Below are 23717 nucleotides of genomic sequence, written 5' to 3' on the forward strand. Positions count from 1 at the left end.
AACTAAAAAAGTTGCGAGACGCACGCATACATAACCGATAAGTTATACAACTCTATCCCAGTTTTATACTACACTAGCAATGTAGAGCGAAAGCTCGGTTGAGCAAGGGTGTCGGGTGTCGGGTGTCGGGTGTCGGGTGTCGGGTGTCGGGTGTCGGGATGGAATTGTCTGTCGGGTGTCGGGATGGAATTGTCTGTTGTCGGCTAAAAAACCTCATACCTACCACCATTCACCTCACCTATTCATCCACGTTTTTTCCAAACAGGAAACTTTAATACATAGTGAGCCAAAATTGCTCGCTTTCCCCCACACCCCACACCCCATACCCCACACCCAGTATCCTATCGTGGGTAATGTGGCTTAAGTTGACACCCATGAGCAGTGCCGTGACCCTACAGGTTGGTATAGCTTAGATTACCATGGCAAGCTAGACTGTAAACGTTTTTTGTTGATTTTTCTATAAATTTTCTTTAAGTAAATTGTATAGTGATTACTTACAAGAAGGGGTGAACAGCCAAAAGGTTTATAAATAAAGTGTTAAAGCCTAAGTAGTCGGACAAATGTAAACGGCACGCTCATGAAGTTTTGTAATGAAGGGTTCGAGATGGCTGAACGCTAATGACAAATAACCAATGACTTAGTTTTCACGCTTCATCCTGTCCAAAATATAATCAGCCGCCGTCAACAAATCATAGCAAGTGTGAGTGGGTTGGAATTGCTGGAGATAACGATAGGAACGAATCCCACAAGTCAGGGCAATGGTGGGAATATACACCGCTTGGGCGGCGAGGAGATCTGCTTCCGTGTCACCAATCATCCAGGCTGATTGCGGCTGTAGCGAAAAATAAACCTGTTCGGTTAAGGCTTGTGCTAAAAGTTGTTGCTTAAGTTCAACATTATTTCGATAGGCGGCTTGATCGTCGTAAGTGCCATAAATCCCACTAAACAGACGAGTCAACCCGTAATTTCTTAAAATTTGTGTCGCTTGTTCCTGACACCGCAACGTCACCAATACCAGCCGGATACCTTGAGAATGGAGTCTGGCTAATGCCCAACGCACCCCAGGTTGCAGCTTATCCAGATGTACCAGCAAGGGTTGATTGACAATTTCTAATACTCGTGCTAAGAAAAACTCAAATTGTTCCCCTTGTACACCAGAACATAGGGCAATTTCTTCATCCGCCACCCGATCCTGCTTCATCTGCCAAAACTGCGGTTGGTTAAGCTGTTGAATCGGTAACGTGATTCCTTGGGCTTGATAGGCAGACCAAGTATCAGCCAGCGCTAGCTTGTAGGTGGTGTAATAGCGCTTAGAGACATCGACAATCGGTCCGTCGAAGTCGCAGAAAACCGTCAGTGGCGCTACAGAGGGACTATTTCTGTGGGAGCGATCGCACGGCGGTGATTGCCAGTCGTCGGCAGTCACACCACTCATAAAAGTTTACTCAATTCGGCTTTTTTTGAAAAATTTATTTACATTCTAGCAGTTTCGATACAGGTTTTAATCGTTCGTGGAGGAATATTCCCCAGCTTCTTTATCCTCATTCTAAGATCAGGGAAAGACCCTTCGTGACATGGCTGTAGCGAGATATGAGCTACTGTATCAACCCCAGGTGTCCTGAACCCAGTGATCCAGGGAACCTCAACAATCGAATTTGTCGCAATTGTGGCTCATTGTTGTTACTTCAAGGGCGCTACCAAGTGATGCGTCTCCTCAGCGATACCAGTGGCTTCGGGATGGTGTATGAAGCCTACAAAGGGGCTAATCCAAAACTATTAAAAGTTCTCAAACCTAAGCATAATACCAATCCTAAGGTTATCGAATTATTTCAACAAGAAGCCGCCGTATTAAGTCAGCTTAATCATCCCGGTATTCCTCAAGTTGAGTCCGATGGATATTTTCAGGTTATTCCTCAAGATGGAGAACCTTTGCACTGTATCATCATGGAAAAAATTGATGGACTCAATTTAAAGCAGTGGATGCGACAACAGGGGAATCATCCCATTTCCGCATCCCAGGCATTGAATTGGCTAAAACAACTGGTTGAAATTTTAAATTTGGTTCATCGAAAAAACTATTTCCATCGAGATATTAAACCCGAAAATATCATGCTGCGCCCCACGGGTCAATTGGTGTTGATAGATTTTGGGACAGCTAGAGAATTAACCTATACCTACTTAGCGCAAGTGGGTGGTGCGGGGAATGTTACCAGAATTAGTTCGGCGGGTTACACACCACCGGAACAAGAAAAAGGTCATGCGGTTCCTCAATCCGATTTCTATGCGTTGGGTCGAACCTTTGTCTATTTGTTAACCGCAAAATCGGTAACTGATCCGAGTATCTATGACCCATTAACTGATCGCTGTAATTGGCGCGAACAGGTTTCTGGACTCTCATTCCCATTGGCAGACCTAATTGACAAGCTAATGTCACCGACAGCAGCGACTCGGCATAAGACAACTCAGGACATTATCGATGAATTAGCCACTATTTCATCATCGTCTATTTCCACTCCCCTATCTTCGTCTCCGCAATTACCCAGTCAGACAAAAATGCAAACAGTAACGTTGCCGCAAGCGGAATCGGGAATAATTTCTAAACTTTCTAAACGTAAACATTTAATCGCTCAAAACAAATGGCTTTGGTTAGGGACTTTAGGGTTAGTCGTTAGCGTTGGAGTTTATCAGGTGAAACAAATAGAACCTCAGGTTTTGCCTGAAATTGCTGCCTATCAGTCTATCGAACTGGCTCAAACAATCAATGCCAATGCCAGTTATATTAATTACCTAGTGATTAGTCCAGATGGAGAGATAGTAGTGAGTGGCAATGCGGATAAAACTATCCGATTTTGGCATCTAGCTTCAGGTCAAGAAATTCGCAAACTTACAGGATATACCAAGCCTGTTAATTACTTTGCAATTAATTCGGACTGGGATAAACTGGTTACGGGAAGTGGCGATAAGAACATTCAGGTTTGGAATCTGGTTACTCCAGAAAAAAATAAAATCTTATCTGGGCATTCCAGTTTTGTCAATTATTTAGTAATTAGTCCGGATGGCAAGATGTTAATCAGTGGGAGTGCGGATAAGACGATTAAACTTTGGAATTTAGCCACAGGACAATTAATTCGCACGCTAACCGGACATTCAAGTTCAGTGAATTACCTGGAAATTAGCCCAGATGGGAAAATGTTAGTCAGTGGGAGTGCGGATAAGACGATTAAACTTTGGGATTTAGCCACAGGACAATTAATTCGCACGCTAACCGGGCATTCAAGTTCAGTCAACGCTTTGGAAATTAGTGCAGATGGGAAAACGTTAGTCAGTGGGAGTGCGGATAAAACGATTAAACTTTGGAATTTAGCCACAGGACGAGAAATTCGCACAATGACAGGACATTCAAGTTTTGTGAATGCTTTAGAAATTAGTCCAGATGGTCAAGTTTTAGCCAGTGGGAGTGCAGATAAGACGATTAAACTCTGGCATCTTGCCACAGGACAATTAATTCGCACACTAAAGGGTCATTTAAGTTCTGTTAATTCTATCGCGATTAGCCCAGATGGAGAAACCTTAGTTAGTGGGAGTGCAGATAAAACAATTAAACTCTGGCGCGTACCGAAATTGGAATAGTATTCCAGACACTATAAATCTAATTTTGAATATCCATCGAATATAAGTAGCCAAACGACAACAACAATCCAATGAATCACAACAGGAGGCCAGATTGAGCGAGAGTGCCAGTAGGAAATTGTCAAGGTTATTCCTAAAATTAGCGTTGACAACAGAAAGCCGGAATTAGTGAAAATTCCGAAAGCTTTTTTGTAAACTAAAAAGGCAAAGATAGGATGAGCTACCACATAAACAACTATGCTGATAAAAGCCATAATTAATTGGCTTTTTATTGGACTATTACTGGTTTTGCTGGGAAGTGGTAGTACGCGAAATAGCAGCTCTTCGGCAAAACAGGGGAAAAAGAAACGACTCACTAAAACCTTGACAATGCCTAGAAAAGATAAATGCAAAATTCTAACGTCTAAAAGCCCAGATTGAAATCCTATGGGCAAACAAGTTAAAGCAATGAACAATAACAGCAAAACTGTAATGAGCCAACTCTCCAGAGTCGGTACAGTCAGTAGAGCCGAGATGACTTTGTGGTAAATTCTTTCCAGCCAATTCATCTATATTGTAAATTTTGGGATACTATTGATATCTAAGTAGTCGGACACTCGTTACAGTTTTCTCCTTTGATTGCTGATCCTCTTTTTTTAGCAAACTTGTAGCGATTAGGTTTTTGGTGGTGATTACACCATCAGAGCTTATGGTCACTTTAGGCTATCGCGGTGATTATTTCAAGCCCGTAACCCTATTGGGACTTAGAAGTCAACAGCGATAATACTACTTGGGAAAAAATAGCGCTCCAAAGAGTGCATCGAATCACAAGTCTTTGCAGGAGTCGCTTTGAAGATGTACTCCTTGAAAGGGAGTCACAAAATAACTATAATCTCCTCTAGGCAAGTATTCTGTTATTTTGGATTGGGGTAGCTTTAAATTAATTAAAATTCTTGTATTTTCAGAATCTCCAAGCAATGACGCACCATATCTTAGTTGTGGAAGATGAGGCAAAACTCGCCAAGTTTATCGAACTGGAACTGCAATATGAAGGATACAGCAGTTTGCTCTGCTATGCGGTACATTGTCGATCCCCCTCGCATCCCCCTTAAAAAGGGGGACTTTTATTTACTGTACTTTATTACAGCGCAAAGCGCTGTATCAAGTCAGCGTGGCGCCGGATGGGTTCGCGGGTTTAGCGACAGCGCGGGAATCTCAGCCGGATTTGCTAATTCTCGACTGGATGCTACCGGTACACTTCAACCTTGCGGCAATACCTTGGCTTACCCAAGTTTCCGTCAGTGACGCTAACTGGAAGCGAATAGGGAGGTTTACCGCCAACAAAGTCCAATTGTTACAACAAAACACCGGACTGGTGTCAACAGTTGGGTTGTCAACCCTTACCACACTGAGCGAAGTCGAAGTGAGTGGCGCGGTTTGACCTCTATCCCCCTCCGACCTACTTCGTTGAGGTCGGAGTCCCACGAGGTAAAGCGATGGTGAAAAGTGCTTGGTGCAAACGGTTCGGGGTGTCGGTTATGTGTTGCGCGAATAATCTTAAAAGCTAAACCGCCGATGAATCCGAGGATTCAGCTTTTCGTCAACTGGCTTACCTTCTTTCAGGTGTTGTTTCACAATCCGGCGGACATCACTGGGTTGAACCCGATAATACCAGGTTTCTTCGGGTACAACTCGCACCGTAGGACCACAACTACATTGTCCTTGGCAATCTGTTCCTTTAATCTTAAAGTCTGTATCCTCAGCCACTTCCTCAAACGCCGCCAAGACATCGGCTGAACCTTCGGCTTGACAGGAACGATGTTGACAAACTAGAACTTGCTTGGGTGTGTGATTGGAGGATTCGGTTGCCACGGATGATTAAGTTGAGTTTTACCTGTTCTTTTTTATTTTACAAGTATAGCCGGGAAATAAATTTCCGGCTGAAAGCTCAAGTAAGCTAAAACTGGGATGGGTAGCTGTAATCAAACTGTATCCAGATTTTTTTTAGAAGCAGTAAGCTACCTTGTCCTGTAGAATTGCCTCATCAAAAACCAACAAATGACAGTTAATGTTTACCATGACCATTACCATCCGGCGGTGGACTAACCGTGGGTTGTTGATCTAGCCACTTTGCCAAACGCTGGGATAGTTGTGCTAATGATTCCACTAATTGCGGAGAAATATCGACCGGTAAACTACCTGAACGAACATGAAGATCCCGTTGCGGGAAGGGGATTTCTACACCGCGATGACGGAGAATTACCTCAATCCGAAAATAAAGATCACTCTTAATTTGGAACTGCTTGCGAGGTTCACTAATCCAAACCAACAAATCAAAATCGAGAGAACTATCACCAAATCCCTTAAAAAAGACTCTGGGTGTGGGTTGAGGTAGAACATCACTATGTTCTTTTGCCGCATCAATCAAAGCCGACCTAACCGTCTTTAGGTTTGAGCCATACGCCACGCCCACAGGTATATTTAGTCGGGATACTGCACTGTGATGCGACCAGTTAATCACCTCCGATTCCAAAAATCTGGAATTAGGAATAATAATGGAAACATCATCTAATGTTCTGATTTCGGTACTGCGAACACTAATATATTCTACTGTTCCCATCAATCCGCCCACATCGACGAAATCGCCAACTTGAATAGGACGTTCAAAGATTAAAACCAAGCCGCTAATAAACTCTTTAGCAATTCCCTGCAATCCTAAGCCAATACCCACCCCCAACACACCAGCAAATACCGTGAGGGAACTAATATCTAACCCCCATAACTGTAATAAGACAAGGCTGCTGATAAAAATAAAGGCATAATTGAAAATAATCGCAATGGTTTCCTGTGCTGCACGACTCAAACCCGTGAACCGTAAAATCCGCGATCGCAACCCTTGTTTGATCACTTTTGCCAGGATGATTAACCCGACAAATAAGCCGATGAGAATTAATAAATTCAACACCGAATAGGAGTTATCTCCTAAGGGAATCATGTCTGAGGTTAAGCTGGCAATTATTGTATCGGTAACGATGCGACTTAATTCTCGGGTTTGGCGAAACTGGGTGGTGATATAAATCAGTGCATACACCCAGATAGCACACCGGATGAGTGTCAGAAGAACTTGTCCAGCGAATTTGGGGCTGTTCGCCTGTTTCGTTCCCTCTAGGGTGGCTGACTCCGCCGCCTCTTTATCCAACTGAGGTTTCAGCCAATCACACCAAAGCTTACCGAGTAGCCAACTCAATGCGATCGCCAGTAATACGCAACCAATTGAGAGCAGGATGGCTTGAATCAAATAGATTGGTGTGCGCTCATATTGAGCCTTTTGAATAACCGTTTGCAGTTTTTTTCGCCAAAATTCTGCCTGTTCTTGAGGACTTCTTCCTTCTGGTGTATCGTCTGACGTTACAGAAACTAAATGCTGCCCATCAATCTCAATTACGGGTATTTTATCTTTAGAAGTGAGTTCAACACTTATAGGACTTTCCGCCGTTTCCACCAATTCTTGGAGAACTTGATTCACATACTCAGCTCGTTCTTGGGCGCTGTATTGTTCAGATGGAGTCACTTCAAAAATCTTACGCCCATCCAGCATAATCGGTGCTGCAGAATTAGTTTGAATGGAATTAGTTTGATTGAAATTAGTTTGAGCTAAACTGGGTAAAACAGCTAGTAAACAACCAACCACAAATGCCACAACTAGCGTCCGGACAATTCGCACCCTGACAAAAGAAACGAACTTCATATTAATGTTAACCTTTCATCGATAGAGTGCTTTGAGTTTCTTCCCTAGATGGTGGTGATAGTGCTGCGGCTTGCTGTTCCGCCAGTCGTTTGGGTTGCAGGTAGAGATTCTCTAACAAAACAGACGCCCCAGCTATCCAAGGGGGAACAATTAACGCCCCAATAATTCCCAACACCTGTGCGCCACCAACCACCGCCAACAATTGATACAAGGGATGAACTCTCACCGAAGAACCGACTAAAAGAGGATCAAGCAAGTATGTTTCCACATTTTGAATAATCACAAACAGGAGAAATACCCATAAAAAAGTCCACCCTCCTTGGGCAATTGCCACAATCAACGCCGGAATCGCCCCCAACACGGGACCAAAAAAAGGAATCAGATTGGTTCCCCCGGCAATCACACCTAAACCTAAAGCAAATTCAGTAATCCCCAAAACTTTTAACCCAATGGTAATTGCAATTCCTAAAATCCCGGAAACTAACACTCGTCCCTGGATATAATTACCCATGCGCCGACTCACTGGCTTAACCTGCGCCGCCAAGCGATCATCCCAGGGTTTCGGGAATAAACTCACAATCCCTTTAATTAAGCGTTCCGCACCGGATAGCATATAGCCCGATAGAAATAAAGCCAGAATCACACTGAGAATACCACCCAGAAACCCCCGCGTTACCCCATAAGATCGGACAACGAGTTGTTGACTGGAACGAATTGCCCAATTGGTGAGGGTTTGGGTATCAAAAATTTGGCTAATGATGGGTTCGCTAATCCCCAGGCGCACTGCCAAACGGTCGATTAAGGATTCTAACACTTCTAGATAGTCAGGGAGTCGGCGAAACAGGCGCTGGATTTGCTGTGCCACGGTTGGTCCAATTAACACTCCGACTCCAACTAAAATGGTTAGTAAGCCTAAATAGACCAGGAGAACAGCTAACCAGCGAGGAATTCCCAACTGTTGGGCGCTATTGATGATCGGGGCTAAGGTGGCGGCGAGAACCACCGCAATCATCAGGATCACCAACAGACTACTGAGTTGCCACAGCAGCAGCAGCAGCAAAACTGTAGCGGTAATGAGCAGGATATTTTGAATGGAAATTGCAATCCGCCGTTCAGACATGGCAATGGTTTAGCTTAAAAGACTGTTGACAAACAATAAATATAATAATGTTAAAGCGGATTCATTCCAGAACGTTCTCTCTAAGTCTAAGGCTTTTAATCATCGCCCTGTTGCAACTTGGTACACCGACAAGGCAACCTGAAATGATAAAACCTGGGCTGTTCATTTCCCCAACTTTTGACGCAAACGACTCACCAAAATATCCACTTCCGGTAACTTCAACCGAGCAACCAAAACCGCAAAAATCCCCAACGCCACAGATATCGCCAAACTCAGTTGCAAAACTTGCAGCAGGAAATTCTCACTCCCCACAACCTCTTGCCAGCCCCAACTCACCCCCCAACAGCCCAATCCTGCCACAAAACTACTCCCCGCCAAACCCACCAGCGCTATCCCCCATTCCCCTAACGGTAAACCATGTAGCCGCCGATTCAGCACCCACAATAGCCAGCCCATAGAAATAATATTGACGCCAATCGTAGCAAAAACTAAACCCGGTGTGGCAAAGGCATTCACCAACAAATAATCTAGCAACCCATTAATAAAGATATTGGCAATACTAATCCGAAATGGCGTCTCCCCATCCCCCAAGGCATAAAATACCCGCACCAAAACATCCCGTGCTAAATAAAAGAACATCCCCAACCCATACGCCATTAGTACCGGGGCAACAATCTGAGAAGCCTCTGCACCAAAGGCATAGCGTTCATAAATTACCCGAACAATCGGCACGGATAGAGAGATAAAAATCGCCGTCAGGGGTAACATTGTCAAAGCCGTAAGCAGTAATCCCTGACGAATTCGCACCTTCAACTCCACCCAATTCTCTGGTGCGGCTAACCGGGAAAACACAGGCAGCATCGGCACCAATATCATATTAGAAATAATCCCCAGAGGCGTCAGCACAATAAAATTGGAATAGCGCATCGCCGCCGCTGCATTAGGGATAAACGAGGCGAAAAATAGATCGGTATACACATTAATATGTAACATCCCAGAAGATAGCGTCGCTGGTGCCATCACCCGCATCACCTGCCTCACCCCTGGAAGTTTCCAATTAAACCGCAACCGTAATCGCCCCATTCCCGATCGCGACTGGGCAATCAGTTGCATCACCCACTGCCAAATTGCCCCAGCTAGAGTACCCACGGCTAAAATAATACTACCCAGGCGGATATACTCAGCGTTATTAACTTGTCCGCCAGAGTAGAGTGCCAATATCCCTAAACCCCCAATCACCGCCAAACTGGAAAATAACGGGCTAACACTGGGTAACCAATATTGATCCGAAGCATTCAGCGTTCCGAAACCAATGCCAATCAACCCCGCCAGAACCGCCAACGGTGCCATAATTTGCAATTGTTGCACTGCAAGCGATCGCGCGGTTTCCTCTAATCCAGGGGCGAGGATATCGATAAACGTGGGCGCAAATAGAATTAGGATAATCGTCACCAGCAATAATATCCCACTCACCAGAGTCGTCACCGTTTCCACCAGAGGGGCGGCTTCCGACTTATCCCGTTTTGCCAGCACACTCACCAAGGCGCTGTGAAACGGACCATTTATCCCACCCAGTAAAATCAGCAGAAAGCCCGGAATCACGTAAGCGTAGGCATAAGCATTCACCACCGGACCTACACCAAACGCCGCCGCGATCGCTTGTTCACGGATTAAGCCAAAAATTTTACTAATCAGTGTGGCAATTGCCACAATCGAGGCAATTCCGGCAAGGGAACGAGACGGTTTAGACTTGTCAGACACAAAAGGTTACTATTTTTGGTGACTTATCCTATTTAATCCTGAATCGGGTCACACGCTTCAGGTAAATCTCACTAATTATCCACCAACACTTGCACCTCTGGAGTTACAGTAATCTAATCTGCCCGCACAGACGCTTCTGTGCCTTAACTCCAATCTTTCACCAATCAAGGCTCAGCCAATTGTATGTAAGGTGTTACATAAGGTAATCGTTTTCTTGAATAACACTGACAGCAGCAATGACACAAGTTATCCCCGCCCATGAACTAACACTGGCACAGGTTGAAAACCAATTCAATCTTCGGCAAGTTCTAGACGATTCCACTTTCTTCCCTGAAGCACAGGACAATTTATCAGAACTCAACGATTTAGAAAAGCAAACCTTAGATCGGGTCAAAACAGAGTTCCTCTATCTCAACAAATATCCGATGTTAGAAGATTTGGTAAAAATGGTGGTACTTTCGCCCCTACTATCACTCGCAGGATTTTACCGTCCTCCGCTACATCCAGTCTTGGAAAAACGGGTAGATGTAGCGATAGAGACTAGAGAAAGAACGGTTTGGGGGCGAATTGATATCCTGCTGTTACAGCAACAAATATGGGTTGCAGTTGTTGAGTCAAAACAAGCCGGATTTGCTCTAAAAGATGCAACAGCGCAAACCCTATTTTACATGATGGCAAATCCAAATACTGAGCAACCCACTTTTGGATTAGTCACGAATGGTAGTCATTTTATGTTCATTAAAGTATTGTTCGGTGAAATACCCCAATATACCTTTTCCACAGAGTTCTCTCTATATCGACCAGAGAATGAGTTATATCCTGTCCTTCAGATTTTACAGAGGTTAGCGGCGTTGGCGACAAGGTAGCGATCGCGGATTTTTGTATTTGTTATGACTAACATTTTGCACCTGTCGCTGTCTTACCGCCTTGGGTTCAAACCCAAAGATCAAATCTCAATTTGTCTAAAGACAACTAAATTCAGTAGTGGTGACAATAGGCAATAGAGAATCGTTGTAGTGTGAGCGTCTCGCTCGCTATTTTGTTGAGTTTTGAACCGATAAATGCTTAGGCTAAAGCCCTGACTACAAACCCTAGAAAAAACACCTGTATTAATCATGTAGGGGCGACCCGCTTGCACTAATGAACAATTGTAGTCCACTCAATTGACTTGGGTCGCCCTTTCCCATCATTTGATATCGCGACTTCGTGTTACTATTCTGATGTTCCATCAGTCGATTGACGTTCTAGAATCAAATCCATTGCCATTTCAATAATTTCTTCCCGGTTAACCATGGCATCGATTTCTTCAGCTTCATAGGTTCCCTCGAACGCTTCTAGGGCTGCATTTCTCAGGGCTGACTCATAAGCATCCTGTAAAGTTTCCCGTAATTCGTCTTCGGTTAAATAAGTCCCTTTAGCTTTATGGCGTCGATTCGTTCGTTGAATTTGCTTAACTGAATTGAATATAGAAACCTGCCAGGATTTAGTGGTGCGATTTTCAGCAACTTTTTTAATTAGATGCAATAATAGAATGATGCCATAGCTAAATATTTTATTGAGTTTATCGGATTTGCTCATCTCCTCTAATTCTTCAACAAGTTCCAATGCTTCCGGAATTTTGCCTTGCTGGATAAATTCCTTTAAGGTTATGAGTTCTTCCATTCGCTTTTATTCCTCCGTTTGTCAATTTCGGCAATGGGTAATAAGAAAGTGTTTTCAATCTCTTGGCGCACTTCAGGAGATACTGCACTGTTATCTCAGACAATTGACCAATAATAAGTTTCCATCTCGGTAGATACCTTACCTGGATTATTCGCGATCGCACATTCCCTTACTTACTCTGAGGTTGGCGAAACTGATAGATATCCTGGATTACCCGTACCCAACCCGATACCAACGACTCTAGGATGCGATCGCCTTTTTCCTTCGTTGCGGGTGTGGGATCACCCAATGTGCCACTCTGACTCAACTCTCGCGTCAACCACGCAAAGGGTAACTTCCCTTCCATACTTAATAAACTATCCTCCGGTAACCCGTGGGGATATTCAGCCACCGCCTGTTCCATTTTCACCTGTTCCGGTAATAGAGATAACATCAAACTCGTTTCCGCATCTCCCGCATGAATTCCCAACTCCAACTCCTTAGCTGAAATTAACTCCTTTGCCATATTAGGAACTCGCCAAGTAAACAGCGGAAACACCATAAAATCCCCATACTTTTGATGAATATCCCGCGCCGCAATTTCCATCACCTGGGGTTGTCCCCCATGGGAATTCATCAACACTAACTTTCGGAATCCCGCCCGATAAATACTATCCGCCATCTCCATTAACACCGCCAGCAACGTTTGGGCGCTGAGGGTAATCGTACCGGGAAAATGCCAATGTTCATTCGATTTACCGTAAAATAAATTTGGCAACGCATAAGCCGGGATATTCGGTTCCAGTTCAGCGAGGGCTTTACCCAGAACCCCGACACCAATCGCCGAATCAACAATTAAGGGCAAATGATGACCATGTTGTTCAATCGCGCCAACAGGTTGAATAATCACCACATTTTCCTTATCTGGCATAGTTTGGATATCTTTCCAGGTAAGATAAGGAAAGAAGCGTTCTGGGGGAATAAAACTGTGCATTTTAGTATTTGGCTTCTAAATTCGTCCAATTCAACTATAAGGCAGATAGCATAAGAAAAGGAATAAGGTTGTAATAAACAAGGAAATGCTCCCCGTTTCAACGAAAATAATATAATCCAAATCCATAGATAATGTAGGGGAGGGTTTAGGCACAATTGTAGGGGCTGGCTTAGGGACAATTGTAGGGGCGGGTTTAGGGACATTTGTAGGGGCGGGTTTAGGGACATTTGTAGGGGCGGGTTTAGGGACTAAATTCAGCTCCTCACCACTAACGGAACAACAAAACCCGCCCTCCTCACCGATAACGGAACAACAAAACCCGCCCTCCTCACCACTAACGGAACAACAAAACCCGCCCTCCCCATCAATAACGAAACAACAAAACCCGCCCTCCTCACCGATAACGGAATAACAAAACCCGCCCTTATATAGGTAGAATTAGCCAATCTTATAATTGACTGAATTGTAGTAGATGATGCGATTATTGAACTGGCATTTTTAGGGTTTGATTTGGCACTCAGGTTGAATATTGTAGCCAGGAATTTGACAGATTAACCTTTGCCTCATACCTTCTCTACCAAAGGTTAGTGTTAAACTGACAATAATCAGTCCAACACCAATAAAACCACGCAATTGAGTTTTGATGTAGTAAGTCATAAATTTTCTTTTCCACCTAACGTATAACTATTTTAGCAAAATCGGTCATGTATGATTATTGATAAGAACTCTCTTATCGCTCCTCCCATCCTCGCATTTTACCCGGATTCATCAACCCATACGGATCAACCTGTGCCTTAAACTGCACCTGTTCCACATCAATTGTCTTACGTCCCCCATCTTCCAGAATATAAGTATGGGGATTGGCAATAAACGCCCCCTGTTCTTTGTGATAGCGAATAATCTCATTTAACCGTTCTTCCGTGGTGTAGCGAACCAGTTGCAATCCGGCTGGAATTGCTTGACCATTCACCCGCAGAAACTCTAAATGCATCATCACTTCATCGCCGAAATGATCATACAATTGCTCCACCCGTTCTAATGTAAAAAAGAAAGTTTGCAAATACGTCAATGTTGGGTCAAGACTCCGGGCATGTAATGTGGTATGATTCCAGGTAAACTCAGCTAAACTTGTGCCTTTACTCCCCTCTTGGGCAGATTTTTGATAAGTAATTTCCCCGCCATACTCCCGCACTAATTCCTGAAACGGTTCTAAACAAGACTCCGCTATCATTAATAAAGCACAGGACTTTCCATCCGGTAGGTATGACTTCAATCCACTAAAATAGGTTGGGATGGGATGAGCATGAATACTAATCAACTTTTTCACCAACCCATCTGCATCACCTAAAGCCTGACCAAACTCGGCAGCAGTGATAAAGTTATCGAACACAACAATTACCTCTATCCAGGCATAAGCTGGGGCGAGGGGAACTTCCAACTCCGTAATAATCCCATTCGTGCCATAAGCGTGATTCACCTTCTGCACATCATCTCCCCGTAACTCAATCACACGGGGTTCGTCCTCCAGTGTAACCACACGCACCGCCAAAAGATTACCGCGATCGCGCAATTGCCCATAGTTAATTGAACCAATTCCCCCACTTCCGCCCCCAATAAAGCCACCAATTGTTGCACTGCGGTACGTTGAAGGCACCATCCGCCATTCCCAGCCAATTTCCCGCGCCTGTTTATCAAACGCCGCTAACTTCACCCCCGGTTCCACACAAGTCTTACCCGGTTTAATCCAACGAATTCCATTCATCCGGGTAGTATCCAAAATCACGCCACCGTACAGCGGAATACATTGTCCATAATTCCCGGTTCCCGCACCTCGAATCGTCAGGGGGACTTTGTGCTTGACACAAATTCGCGCCACCTGTATAATTTCAGATTCTGTCCGAGGGCGTACCACCAGATTCCCTCGCTTATCCCCTAACAGCAGTTGCAGCACCGGACTGAAATGGTAATAGTCCAGAGATAACTTAGCCACCTGAGTCGGTTCAGTAATCGTTTCTATCCCCGCGAATTCCGAGGCTAAGGCATTCCAGTCAAAGGATTGGGCAGGAGTTGAGGTCATTGCTGGTTAAGGATGGGAACAATAACAACGAATGATAAGTTTATTTATCGATGGGGAGGGCGGGTTTTGTTGTTTATTTATCGGTGAATATCTAATTTAGTGGCTAAACCCGCCCCTACAAATTGTGGAACCTTCTGCTTTCTTGAACTAGGACTTGTGATAAGCGCGAATCATCGCCTGAGTCCCCTGTTCCCCTCCTTTACCACTATCAAACTCTTGAACCATCTTAAACAGACGGTCAGCAAGTTCCACCCCTGGCAATTCCTGAGGCGATGAATTTAAGGTTTCGGCTACCAATCTTAAATCCTTAAGGATATGCTTAATCATAAAACCCGGTTGGAAATCCGACGCCGCAATTTTCGGTCCCAAATTCGACAGCGCCCAAGAACCAGCCGCCCCCATACTGCAAACCTCTACAATTAAGTTCGGGTCAATATCCTGCTGCTGTGCCAACTGCATCGCCTCACACAACGCCACCGCATGAACCGCCGCCAAAACCTGGTTACACAGTTTAACCGCTTGACCACTCCCCATCGGACCACACAGACGAATGGTTTTGCCTAAAATCTCCAACAACGGTTTGCTTTGCTCAAAATCTTTAGCCTCTCCGCCAACCATAATCGTCAGTGTGCCATTTTTTGCCCCAATATCACCCCCCGAAATGGGCGCATCCAAAAAGCGCAAGTCATGCTGTTGCAGTTGCGTCCCTATTTCACGCGCCGCCTCTGGACCAATCGTACTGGTATCAATCACCAGCGTACCTGGACGAGCGGATTCGGCAACCCCTCCCGCTCCCAGAAGCACCTCTTTAACATCAGGAACATCACTGACACAGGAAAAGACAATATCAGCTGATGCGACAGCCTCCCGAATCGAAGACACCACCGTTACCCCCGCCTGAGCAGCTATCTCCACACCTGGACGGTTAGGGGTTCGATTCCATGCCTTAACTGGGTAATCCCCTAGCGCCAAATTTGCTGCCATAGGTCCTCCCATGACGCCAAGTCCGATAAAGGCAATCTGTTGATTCATATCTGTTGACTCCATTGTCTGTGCTTCTGATAAGTTGCTCTTGGTGTCATGCCTTTGTCATACTAGAATCTCTTGAGAGAAAATCGGCGAGTCTCAGTCTCACGCCAATCCTGGAGTTGGTTTGCCAGAAAAGCGACAGGAAATAAGCAGTACTGGGTAAGCCCAAGTAATCGAAAATAATCTATAAAAATAACCAGAATACTTTAGAAATACTATGGTAAATCCCAGCGAGATTCAAGATTCCACCCTTCAAGAGCGACAACTCGCGCATCAACAGGTTGGGAAAATGGCGTTCGCCCTATCCATTGGCATCGCGCTAATTTATCTGGCATTTCTCAAACCGGGGATTTGGGGCTTTGATGGCAATGACATGCTGCATGTTTCCAAGTCATTAGTTACCGAATTTGATTTTAGCGTGCCGCCCGGTTCCGGAGTCTTAGGTCGCGATGGGCAATATTACTCAATTCGATATCCCTTATTACCGATTATTGCCACACCCTTTGTTGCTGTTGGACTTGCATTAGGTCACTGGTTCAATATACCGACAAACTATTCATCGGCGGTTTGTGCCTTAGTTGTATCTGTCTTATTAACCGCTTTAACCACATCACTGGTCGCTTTGTTAGCATTGCGCTTGGGAAGCAGTCGAACGGGTGCGTACTTAGCCGCCTTATGTTTTGCCTTAGGTACGACAGCCTTGGTCTATTCGCGAGAGTTCTTTGCTGAACCCCTCCTCTCTTTTATAACTGCATCCAGCCTCTATCTCGCTCTGGGAAAAACCAGTCGTGAACATGCAGGTGCGAGTATACTTTCCGGTTTAGCCTTGACCGCAAAACCTGCGGGTATTGTCATTGGACCAGTGTTGTCCGCCTATCTCCTGCTCAAGCGGTATCCCCTGCGGAATGCGATCGGTCCCCTGCTAGGTACAATTATGGGGTTTATGCTGTTCATGGCGTATAACTACCTGCGATTTGGTGGTTTACTATCCAGTGGACAAAATGCCTCGAAATTTACCCTGGATGGAATGCTAGCACGATTCATCGGTTTGATCTTGAGTCCCGGCGCAGGGGGAGGGTTAATCTGGTACTGTCCACCAACCATTCTGGCAATTATTGGGTTTCGCAAGGCTCTCAAAACTAAACCCCTAGAAGCCTTAGCCATTGTGGGTATATTCGGTGGGTATTGGCTACTCCATTCCTTGTGGGAATTTGGCGGCTGGAGTTGGGGACCCCGATTTTTAGTTCCCGCACTTCCAGGATTGATGGCGCTAGTCGCACTGATTGGGAAAAGGTGGTGGAAGTGGTTAATTGGTTTGACGGTACTCGGGTTCCTTGCCAATGCCCCGACCCTGGTATCGTATTTTCAACGCTACTATGCTGAAGCCCTTGATGGAGGGTATATCAATCGAGCCAGAGCCTTATGGGATTCGCCCAGCTATGCTCCTCTATTTAATGCTTGGGGGGCTGCCTATCGCCAGGTTAGCAGTGCCTTAAGTACAAATATTCGAGATGTCCTAGGGCAAGTTGGAGAACCACCGCCCGGTGACCAAATGACTAGCGCTCAACTGTTACATATCGTGGCGGTATGGTGGTGGGTATTGCCTGCTGTTGGTATCCCGATTTGGGTGGGTGGACTTTTAGCCGCCCTGTTGATTGGAGCAGGCGTTTGGGTGTTGCGTTGGGGCTGGCTGCAAGCTAGAGCCAAAGCATAAACGGAATAGTTGCAACAAGGCAGAGGGCAGAGGGCAGAATGTTTCCAGAAAAATACCAAATATACTTCGCACGGTCAAATAACGTACAGAATTTATTCTAGGTACTTAGTTGTCAGAAAAAAGCGGTATTTTAATGTTGTGATTCAACTGTTTTGGCAATCAGTGCAATGAAATTAATCATTCAAATTCCTTGTTATAACGAAGAAGCTACCCTAGGGCTAACCCTGTCCGAACTCCCCCGCCAAGTCCCTGGAGTCGATACAGTAGAGTGGCTGATTATCAATGATGGTAGTATCGACCAAACGGTTGAAGTTGCCAAAGCCTGTGGCGTTGACCATATTGTCAACTTTGATCATAATCAGGGTTTAGCCAAGGGGTTTATGGCAGGGATAGAAGCCTGTTTAAAGGCGGGAGCCGATATTATTGTGAATACGGATGCCGATAATCAATACTGTGCGGCAGACATCCCCAAACTAATCGAACCTATTTTACAGGGTCAGGCAGAAATTGTCATAGGTGCTAGACCCATCCAGCAAATTAAGCACTTTTCTCCTGCCAAAAAGTTTTTACAAAAATTAGGAAGCTGGGTAGTCCGAATCGCGAGTAAAACCAATATCCCGGACGCTCCCAGTGGCTTCCGCGCCATCAGTCGGAATGCGGCGCTGCAACTGAATGTCTTTAGCCAATATACGTATACCCTAGAAATGATTATTCAGGCGGGACAGAAAAACATCGCCATTGCTTCGGTGCCAATTAGAACCAATGATTTCCTGCGCCCGTCCCGTTTAGTTAAGAGTATTCCCGCTTATATCCAGCGCTCCATTCTTACGATTATTCGCATTTTCCTGACCTATCAACCGCTCCAGTTCTTCATTGTTATGGGGACGCTTCCTTTCGGTTTAGGGTTGATTCTGTGCGTGCGTTGGTTGGTGGTCTTTGATCCGGATAGAAGTCGTGCGCCTAGCTTAATTGTCGCCGCCATTTTAATTCTGATTGGCTTTCAACTGTGGATGTTTGGATTAATTGCTGACTTGATGGCGGTGAATCGCAAGCTTCTAGAAGATATCCAACTGCGGCGGCGACGCGCTGATATTGAAGATTACCGGAAAAATCAAGTATGAATCATCAAAAAAGGCAGCGGAAAATGCTTTTACTCACATATTGCAGCACGGATAATAAATCCCAAGTTACCGTGAGGTGGGCAAGAGCAACCAACGATAATAGAAACGTTTCCACGTTTATCATTCTTGCCCACCCTATATAAAATTGCCTTATTGAGACAGGTGCAAGATATGAGTTTGAGGAAACAGAGAAGATGACGAAAGACGTAGCTTGTTTCTCGAAAAGCGACTATAACAAACAAATAACCAAATGACAAATGACAATGAATAAAGACCTGTTTGCCCGCGAAGCCCTTGCCCAAATCCCCAAACTTCTTACCCTGCTAGACCGCAACCCGCACAGTCCCACCTACGGCTGTTTTGACCGCAACTTCTGGCAGTATAAAATTATCGATTTCCCCAGTGGTATGGCGCAGGAGTTTGTTCTGCCTCTAGCATTAGCATATAATACCCAGTTATCCGATAACCATTTCTACCAACAACCAGCGATTCAAGATTGGGTGGAAGCCGGGATTCTTTATGCGGCTAAAAGCGCCCATCCTGATGGGTCTTGCGATGATTATTTCCCTTTTGAACGCGCCGGAGGCGCAGCGGCATTTTCCCTACTTGCCTGTATTGACAGTTATCAAGAATTAGGGTTAAATAATCCAATTGCTTTAACGTTTTTTGAACAACGAGCCGATTGGCTAGCCCATCATCAAGAAAGTGGACGCCTTACGAATCACCAAGCGTTAATTGTTTTGTGTCTAGACTTACTGTCTAATCTATTACAAGCAACCCAATGGGATAGAGCTAGAGTACAACGTTTAGAACAGGTATTATCCTGGCAAAACCCCGAAGGTTGGTTTATTGAGTACGAAGGTTGTGATCCCGGTTACCATACGTTAACGATTTCGTGTTTAGCGCGGATTTATCAACTCAGACCTGATCCCCGGCTGAAAGAAGCATTAATCAAAGCAGTTAATTTAGCCGCAGAATTTGTGCATCCGGATGGCTCTTATGGGGGAGAATATACGAGTCGCAATACGTACAATTTCTTTCCCCATGGTTTTGAACTGGTGGGACAATGGTATCCCCAAGCCCTAGAAATTAACGATCGCGTCCTGGTGGGACTGGCAAATGGACTGGCTCCTTGCTATGCTGACGATCACATTATTGGTCACCATACCTGGAATTATCTTCTCGCATGGCGCAATTTTGTGTCAACCCGACCTGAACCCACTCCCCGTTCTCCCGGTCGAGTTTGGTTTAAGGAAGCACAAGTTTTAATTGACCGTCGCCAAAATACGGAACTGTATTTAGCGTTAAACAAAGGGGGAGTATTTAAACTGTTTCAGGACAAGCGTTTAGTCGCATCTGACACTCAATTCTCATTGCAAATTGTAACGGGTAAAAAGATAAAAAATGCTGTAGGTCATTTAGTTGATACCTATCAAGTCAAAGTTGAGGAAAATGAAATTATGATTGAAGGAGAGTTGGGGTGGGCAAAACAGAAACAAATGACCCCCACAAATTTACTAATCTTGCGAGTCGTCATGCTCACAGTGGGTCGCTTCTTCCCCAACTTAATCCGCAAACTCTTACAAAAAATGCTAATTACAGGCAAGCAAAACGCTCCGTTCCACTTCCGTCGCTTGATTGAGTGGAAAAATGGACAGTGGCATATCACCGATGAATTGCAAGCTCAGTCCTGGAAAGAGGTAGTCGCTGCCGGAATTGGTGGCGATCAAACTTCGATTTATGTGGTGATGAGTCGCACGTTTCAACGGGGACAATTACAGCCCTGGTTAGATTTAACAAATCAGGTGAAGAAACTAGATGCTTATGAATGGCTGCGATTAGAGCGAAAATTTTAAAAGTAGGAATCATGAGTCTAAGTTCACTGTTCGGTGACAAATGACTAATGACAAATGACTAATGACTAATGACAAATGACTAATGACTAATGACTAATGACTAATGACTAATTTATGAAACGACTAATTTCAATCGCCGTCAGCCTAATTATCCTGGCAGTGATTTACTCAAAAATCGATTTTCCCGAACTCGTTGCCGTTTTTCAAAATAGCGATCGCGTCTGGATGCCTGTCAGCTTGGGAATGGTTGTTCCCCTGACGTTATTCACCTCTTGGCGGTTGCAACAACTCATGCCCAGTGGATCTCGCTTGGGCTTTTTTGAGGCAAATCGGTTAATCTTAGCGGCAAGTGTCTTAAATATGGTGCTGCCATCTAAAATGGGGGATATTGCCAAAGCTTATTTCATGAAACAGCGCGGTCATTTAAGTGGGACTCTTTCGTTATCACTGGTGATTTTTGAAAAAGCTTGTGATCTGTTATCCCTGCTGTTGTGGTGTGTTTTTGGTTTATTACTCTATGAACCGAAAGATTGGCTATTTTGGCTGATGACGATGGCGGTGGGCGTGGGTTTAATCTTGGGAATTTGTCTCTTGGCGTCTCGAAAATTTGCTTATTTTTTCTTTATCGTGGCTCGCAAGATTGCCCAAAAAAAAATGCGTTCCAAATTAGAAACAATGCAAGGCTCTTGGGGCGATATGCATGACTATTTTTGGCGCGACCAAAGTCAGCTTCTGAAAATTACCGGAACGTCGATTTTTATTTGGTTTTTACACTTATTGCAAATTTGGTTTTTTATCCTAGCACTGAAGGCGACGACTCCATTTCTAGTCAATCTCGCCTTGTCTCCCCTCGCCATTTTAGCCGGATTATTACCTCTAACCTTTGCCGGAGTTGGTACACGCGATGCCGCATTAGTCTTGTTTTATCAGGACTATTTAGACCCCGCAACCGCCGCCGCCTTGGGATTGCTATGTACCTCGCGTTACTTTTTACCTGCCATTGGCGGGTTACCGTTCCTGAGTCAATTTTTAGCAACAGTCCGTACAATCAAGGGCAGTCAAGAGAATTAGCGCTTAACGTGACTCATCTCACTCAATTTAGTGATTGAAATCACCAGTATTGCGGACTACATATCACTGATAACGTGATCCGAATCCTAGAAGCTAGTATTGATGCCCATATAAGCTTAGCAACGCGCCCATGTTACTTCCCAGCAGCGACCGTTTACTGAACAGTCAACCTGATTGGTCGGAGTCAGACAAACCCTTTTCTGCTACTTTGGCTAAGCAAACTCGGCAGTTACAAGCGTTGAATGAGGAATTAGCGGATCAAATTCCAGAACGTCAAGATATGGAGTTAGCCCTAAAGAAGTATCGTAGTATGTTTGAGGGGGCCGTCGAGGGCATCTTTCAAACAACTCCAGACGGGCATTTTATCGACTGCAATCCAGCGCTGGTAAAGATTTATGGTTATGCATCCCCAGCGGAACTATTGGAAACTTTAACCGATATTGGACAACAACTCTATGTCAATCCGAATCGACGCCGGGACTTTATTGAGAAACTGCGATCGCACGATTCAGTCACAGACTTTGAATCCCAGGTGTATCGAAAAGATGGGCAGATCATCTGGATTTGTGAGAATGCTAGGGCGGTGCGCGATCAGGAAGGGAAATTACTCTATTATGAAGGGTTCGTCACAGATATTACCCAGCGCAAAGTGACCGAAGAATCCTTGCGGCGATCCCAAGCAAAATACAAAGCCCAAGCCGAACAACTGGAGGAGACATTAAATCAACTGCGCCAGACGCAACAGCAGTTGATCGAAAAAGAACATCTTTCTACCTTAGGCAAATTGTTAGCTGGAGTTGCCCACGAAATTAATAATCCGGTTAATTTCTTATGTAACAATTTTCCCCATGCTCAACAATATACCACAGACTTATTAAAGTTACTCCAACTCTACCACAAATATAACCCCCAACCTGCGCCGGAAATTCAACAGGAAGCCGAAGAAATTGATCTAGATTTTCTCCTCAAAGATTTTCCAAAAACCCTGTCATCTATGCAAATGGGGGCTGAACGTCTGCGCCAACTTGTTTATTCCCTCAAAACTCTATCGGGAGGAAACGAAGAGCAATCGATAGATATTCACCAAGGGCTAGATAGCACCCTAGTCATGCTCTACTATCGTTTAAAATCCAAAGGAAACAAGCCAGAAATTAAAGTGTTCAAGGATTATAGCAAACTGCCTTTAGTCACTTGTTATTCTTGTGGGTTAAATCAGGTATTTATGAATGTGCTGTGCAATGCAATTGATGCCCTAAAAGATATGCGTTCTCAACCCGCTAATGGGGACAGTGAGCAAACTATAACCCCATCCATCTGGATTCGCACAGAATTAATTGATAATGGGAAATCTGGGGCGTGTGCGGTTATTCGCATTAAAGATAACGGACCCGGAATAGATGACGAACTCAAACAGCGAATCTTTGAACCTTTTTTTACCACTAAACCTCCGGGGAAAGGTACGGGTTTAGGATTGTCAATTAGCCATCAAATCATTGTTGAAAAACATGGCGGAACGTTTACCTGTAATTCCACACCGGGTCAAGGAACAGAGTTTGTGATTGAAATTCCGATTTGAGTTGACTTGGGCATGGCGCGTGAATTAATCTCCTCATTTTTGATCATGCCCTATTCCCTGTTTAACTCTTTAACAAAAAAACTGCTGCCTGTTGCTCAAACCACAGTAAACTAGACTAAAATTGGAGTGATTGACTGTAGCGTTAAAGGGTAACGTGATCCAATTTACACGCCGAGAAATAGAAAAAGCTTGGCGAGAAAACCTATCGGCTTCTTCCAGTAAACTGAAGATTGAGCTACCTGTAGGGGCACGATAATATCCATTGGTGTCAACTTAAGGGGAAATTTCCCCTTGAAATTACTCTCGGATTATCTCACCGCAAGACTTTCGCAGATTTTAAGCTAGTCTACCTACTGGAGTTAAGAGTAACAGCACTACTCATATAGAGGTTTGAGGTATT

Annotated in this window: 18 protein-coding genes and 3 pseudogenes; 10 read left to right on the forward strand and 11 right to left on the reverse strand. The window is 44.6% G+C overall.

Annotation, left to right across the window (positions count from 1 at the left end; translation table 11 throughout):
• Positions 1-637 precede the first annotated feature (637 nt).
• The gene (locus tag RIG27_RS26730; RefSeq protein ID WP_446350217.1) at positions 638-1435 is read right to left on the reverse strand and encodes an HAD family hydrolase; all 798 of its coding nucleotides are present in this window, start codon (positions 1433-1435) and stop codon (positions 638-640) included.
• A gap of 155 nt (positions 1436-1590) precedes the next feature.
• Here RIG27_RS26730 and RIG27_RS26735 point away from each other — a divergent pair, with 155 nt between their 5' ends.
• A complete protein-coding gene (locus RIG27_RS26735) occupies positions 1591-3630 on the forward strand; it encodes a protein kinase domain-containing protein (protein ID WP_446350218.1) in 2040 nt (679 codons plus the stop codon).
• 11 nt (positions 3631-3641) lie between these two features.
• Here RIG27_RS26735 and RIG27_RS26740 read toward each other — a convergent pair whose 3' ends face one another.
• Positions 3642-4178: a CPBP family glutamic-type intramembrane protease gene (locus RIG27_RS26740; RefSeq protein WP_446350219.1), complete on the reverse strand. Its 537-nt coding sequence runs from the start codon at positions 4176-4178 to the stop codon at positions 3642-3644.
• 408 nt (positions 4179-4586) lie between these two features.
• On the opposite strand from RIG27_RS26740, the pseudogene RIG27_RS26745 reads away from it, so the two are divergent.
• The 3 pseudogenes from RIG27_RS26745 to RIG27_RS26755 all read left to right on the forward strand — a co-directional run.
• Positions 4587-4667 (forward strand): annotated as a pseudogene (locus RIG27_RS26745) (DNA-binding response regulator); the annotation flags it as partial.
• Between the two features lie 101 nt (positions 4668-4768).
• Positions 4769-4861: pseudogene (locus RIG27_RS26750) on the forward strand (DNA-binding response regulator); the annotation flags it as partial.
• A gap of 33 nt (positions 4862-4894) precedes the next feature.
• Positions 4895-5112: pseudogene (locus tag RIG27_RS26755) on the forward strand (RRXRR domain-containing protein); the annotation flags it as partial.
• Between the two features lie 54 nt (positions 5113-5166).
• Here the strand turns inward: RIG27_RS26755 and RIG27_RS26760 are convergent.
• The 4 genes from RIG27_RS26760 to murJ all read right to left on the reverse strand — a co-directional run bounded on the left by RIG27_RS26760 (position 5167) and on the right by murJ (position 10238).
• Entirely contained in the window at positions 5167-5481 is a 315-nt protein-coding gene (locus tag RIG27_RS26760; protein ID WP_446350220.1) for a (2Fe-2S) ferredoxin domain-containing protein, read from the reverse strand.
• A 193-nt stretch (positions 5482-5674) separates the two neighbouring features.
• Positions 5675-7357, reverse strand: a complete 1683-nt coding sequence (locus RIG27_RS26765; protein ID WP_446350221.1) for a mechanosensitive ion channel family protein — start codon at positions 7355-7357, stop codon at positions 5675-5677.
• A 7-nt stretch (positions 7358-7364) separates the two neighbouring features.
• The gene (locus RIG27_RS26770; protein WP_446350222.1) at positions 7365-8477 is read right to left on the reverse strand and encodes an AI-2E family transporter; all 1113 of its coding nucleotides are present in this window, start codon (positions 8475-8477) and stop codon (positions 7365-7367) included.
• 162 nt (positions 8478-8639) lie between these two features.
• Complete coding sequence (gene murJ / locus RIG27_RS26775) at positions 8640-10238, reverse strand: murein biosynthesis integral membrane protein MurJ (protein WP_446350223.1); 1599 nt, start codon at positions 10236-10238, stop codon at positions 8640-8642.
• A gap of 236 nt (positions 10239-10474) precedes the next feature.
• On the opposite strand from murJ, the gene RIG27_RS26780 reads away from it, so the two are divergent.
• Positions 10475-11104, forward strand: coding sequence for a type I restriction endonuclease (locus tag RIG27_RS26780; RefSeq protein WP_446350224.1), 630 nt, complete (start codon positions 10475-10477; stop codon positions 11102-11104).
• Between the two features lie 346 nt (positions 11105-11450).
• On the opposite strand, the gene RIG27_RS26785 is transcribed toward RIG27_RS26780, so the two are convergent.
• From RIG27_RS26785 to RIG27_RS26805, 5 genes are all read right to left on the reverse strand, one after another.
• Positions 11451-11900, reverse strand: coding sequence for a DUF29 family protein (locus tag RIG27_RS26785; protein ID WP_446350225.1), 450 nt, complete (start codon positions 11898-11900; stop codon positions 11451-11453).
• Between the two features lie 169 nt (positions 11901-12069).
• Positions 12070-12873 carry a creatininase family protein gene (locus RIG27_RS26790; protein WP_446350226.1) on the reverse strand — a complete coding sequence of 268 codons (804 nt, stop codon included), beginning with the start codon at positions 12871-12873 and terminating at the stop codon, positions 12070-12072.
• A 498-nt stretch (positions 12874-13371) separates the two neighbouring features.
• A complete protein-coding gene (locus RIG27_RS26795; protein WP_006102782.1) occupies positions 13372-13530 on the reverse strand; it encodes a hypothetical protein in 159 nt (52 codons plus the stop codon).
• Between the two features lie 73 nt (positions 13531-13603).
• Positions 13604-14950: an FAD-binding oxidoreductase gene (locus tag RIG27_RS26800; RefSeq protein WP_446350227.1), complete on the reverse strand. Its 1347-nt coding sequence runs from the start codon at positions 14948-14950 to the stop codon at positions 13604-13606.
• Between the two features lie 147 nt (positions 14951-15097).
• On the reverse strand, positions 15098-15982 hold the full coding sequence (locus RIG27_RS26805; protein WP_446350228.1) for an NAD(P)-dependent oxidoreductase: 885 nt from the start codon (positions 15980-15982) through the stop codon (positions 15098-15100).
• A gap of 214 nt (positions 15983-16196) precedes the next feature.
• Here RIG27_RS26805 and RIG27_RS26810 point away from each other — a divergent pair, with 214 nt between their 5' ends.
• From RIG27_RS26810 to RIG27_RS26830, 5 genes are all read left to right on the forward strand, one after another.
• Positions 16197-17693, forward strand: a complete 1497-nt coding sequence (locus RIG27_RS26810) for a hypothetical protein (RefSeq protein ID WP_446350229.1) — start codon at positions 16197-16199, stop codon at positions 17691-17693.
• Positions 17694-17860: 167 nt separating this feature from the next.
• Complete coding sequence (locus tag RIG27_RS26815) at positions 17861-18814, forward strand: glycosyltransferase family 2 protein (protein WP_446345601.1); 954 nt, start codon at positions 17861-17863, stop codon at positions 18812-18814.
• 263 nt (positions 18815-19077) lie between these two features.
• On the forward strand, positions 19078-20670 hold the full coding sequence (locus RIG27_RS26820) for a hypothetical protein (protein WP_446350232.1): 1593 nt from the start codon (positions 19078-19080) through the stop codon (positions 20668-20670).
• Between the two features lie 114 nt (positions 20671-20784).
• Positions 20785-21741, forward strand: a complete 957-nt coding sequence (locus RIG27_RS26825) for a lysylphosphatidylglycerol synthase transmembrane domain-containing protein (RefSeq protein ID WP_446350230.1) — start codon at positions 20785-20787, stop codon at positions 21739-21741.
• 208 nt (positions 21742-21949) lie between these two features.
• Complete coding sequence (locus RIG27_RS26830; protein ID WP_446350231.1) at positions 21950-23317, forward strand: sensor histidine kinase; 1368 nt, start codon at positions 21950-21952, stop codon at positions 23315-23317.
• Positions 23318-23717 lie beyond the last annotated feature (400 nt).

It is taken from the genome of Coleofasciculus sp. F4-SAH-05, assembly GCF_040222985.1.
Classification (GTDB): Bacteria; Cyanobacteriota; Cyanobacteriia; order Cyanobacteriales; family Coleofasciculaceae; genus Coleofasciculus; species Coleofasciculus chthonoplastes.

Bases quoted from the DNA above. Each gene is read 5' to 3' on its own strand.
- RIG27_RS26730 (WP_446350217.1), bottom strand. From the start codon at position 1,435: ATGAGTGGTGTGACTGCCGACGACTGGCAATCACCGCCGTGCGATCGC.
- RIG27_RS26735 (WP_446350218.1), top strand. From the start codon at position 1,591: ATGAGCTACTGTATCAACCCCAGGTGTCCTGAACCCAGTGATCCAGGG.
- RIG27_RS26740 (WP_446350219.1), bottom strand. From the start codon at position 4,178: ATGAATTGGCTGGAAAGAATTTACCACAAAGTCATCTCGGCTCTACTG.
- RIG27_RS26765 (WP_446350221.1), bottom strand. From the start codon at position 7,357: ATGAAGTTCGTTTCTTTTGTCAGGGTGCGAATTGTCCGGACGCTAGTT.
- RIG27_RS26770 (WP_446350222.1), bottom strand. From the start codon at position 8,477: ATGTCTGAACGGCGGATTGCAATTTCCATTCAAAATATCCTGCTCATT.
- RIG27_RS26780 (WP_446350224.1), top strand. From the start codon at position 10,475: ATGACACAAGTTATCCCCGCCCATGAACTAACACTGGCACAGGTTGAA.
- RIG27_RS26785 (WP_446350225.1), bottom strand. From the start codon at position 11,900: ATGGAAGAACTCATAACCTTAAAGGAATTTATCCAGCAAGGCAAAATT.
- RIG27_RS26790 (WP_446350226.1), bottom strand. From the start codon at position 12,873: ATGCACAGTTTTATTCCCCCAGAACGCTTCTTTCCTTATCTTACCTGG.
- RIG27_RS26795 (WP_006102782.1), bottom strand. From the start codon at position 13,530: ATGACTTACTACATCAAAACTCAATTGCGTGGTTTTATTGGTGTTGGA.
- RIG27_RS26800 (WP_446350227.1), bottom strand. From the start codon at position 14,950: ATGACCTCAACTCCTGCCCAATCCTTTGACTGGAATGCCTTAGCCTCG.
- RIG27_RS26805 (WP_446350228.1), bottom strand. From the start codon at position 15,982: ATGAATCAACAGATTGCCTTTATCGGACTTGGCGTCATGGGAGGACCT.
- RIG27_RS26810 (WP_446350229.1), top strand. From the start codon at position 16,197: ATGGTAAATCCCAGCGAGATTCAAGATTCCACCCTTCAAGAGCGACAA.
- RIG27_RS26815 (WP_446345601.1), top strand. From the start codon at position 17,861: ATGAAATTAATCATTCAAATTCCTTGTTATAACGAAGAAGCTACCCTA.
- RIG27_RS26820 (WP_446350232.1), top strand. From the start codon at position 19,078: ATGAATAAAGACCTGTTTGCCCGCGAAGCCCTTGCCCAAATCCCCAAA.
- RIG27_RS26825 (WP_446350230.1), top strand. From the start codon at position 20,785: ATGAAACGACTAATTTCAATCGCCGTCAGCCTAATTATCCTGGCAGTG.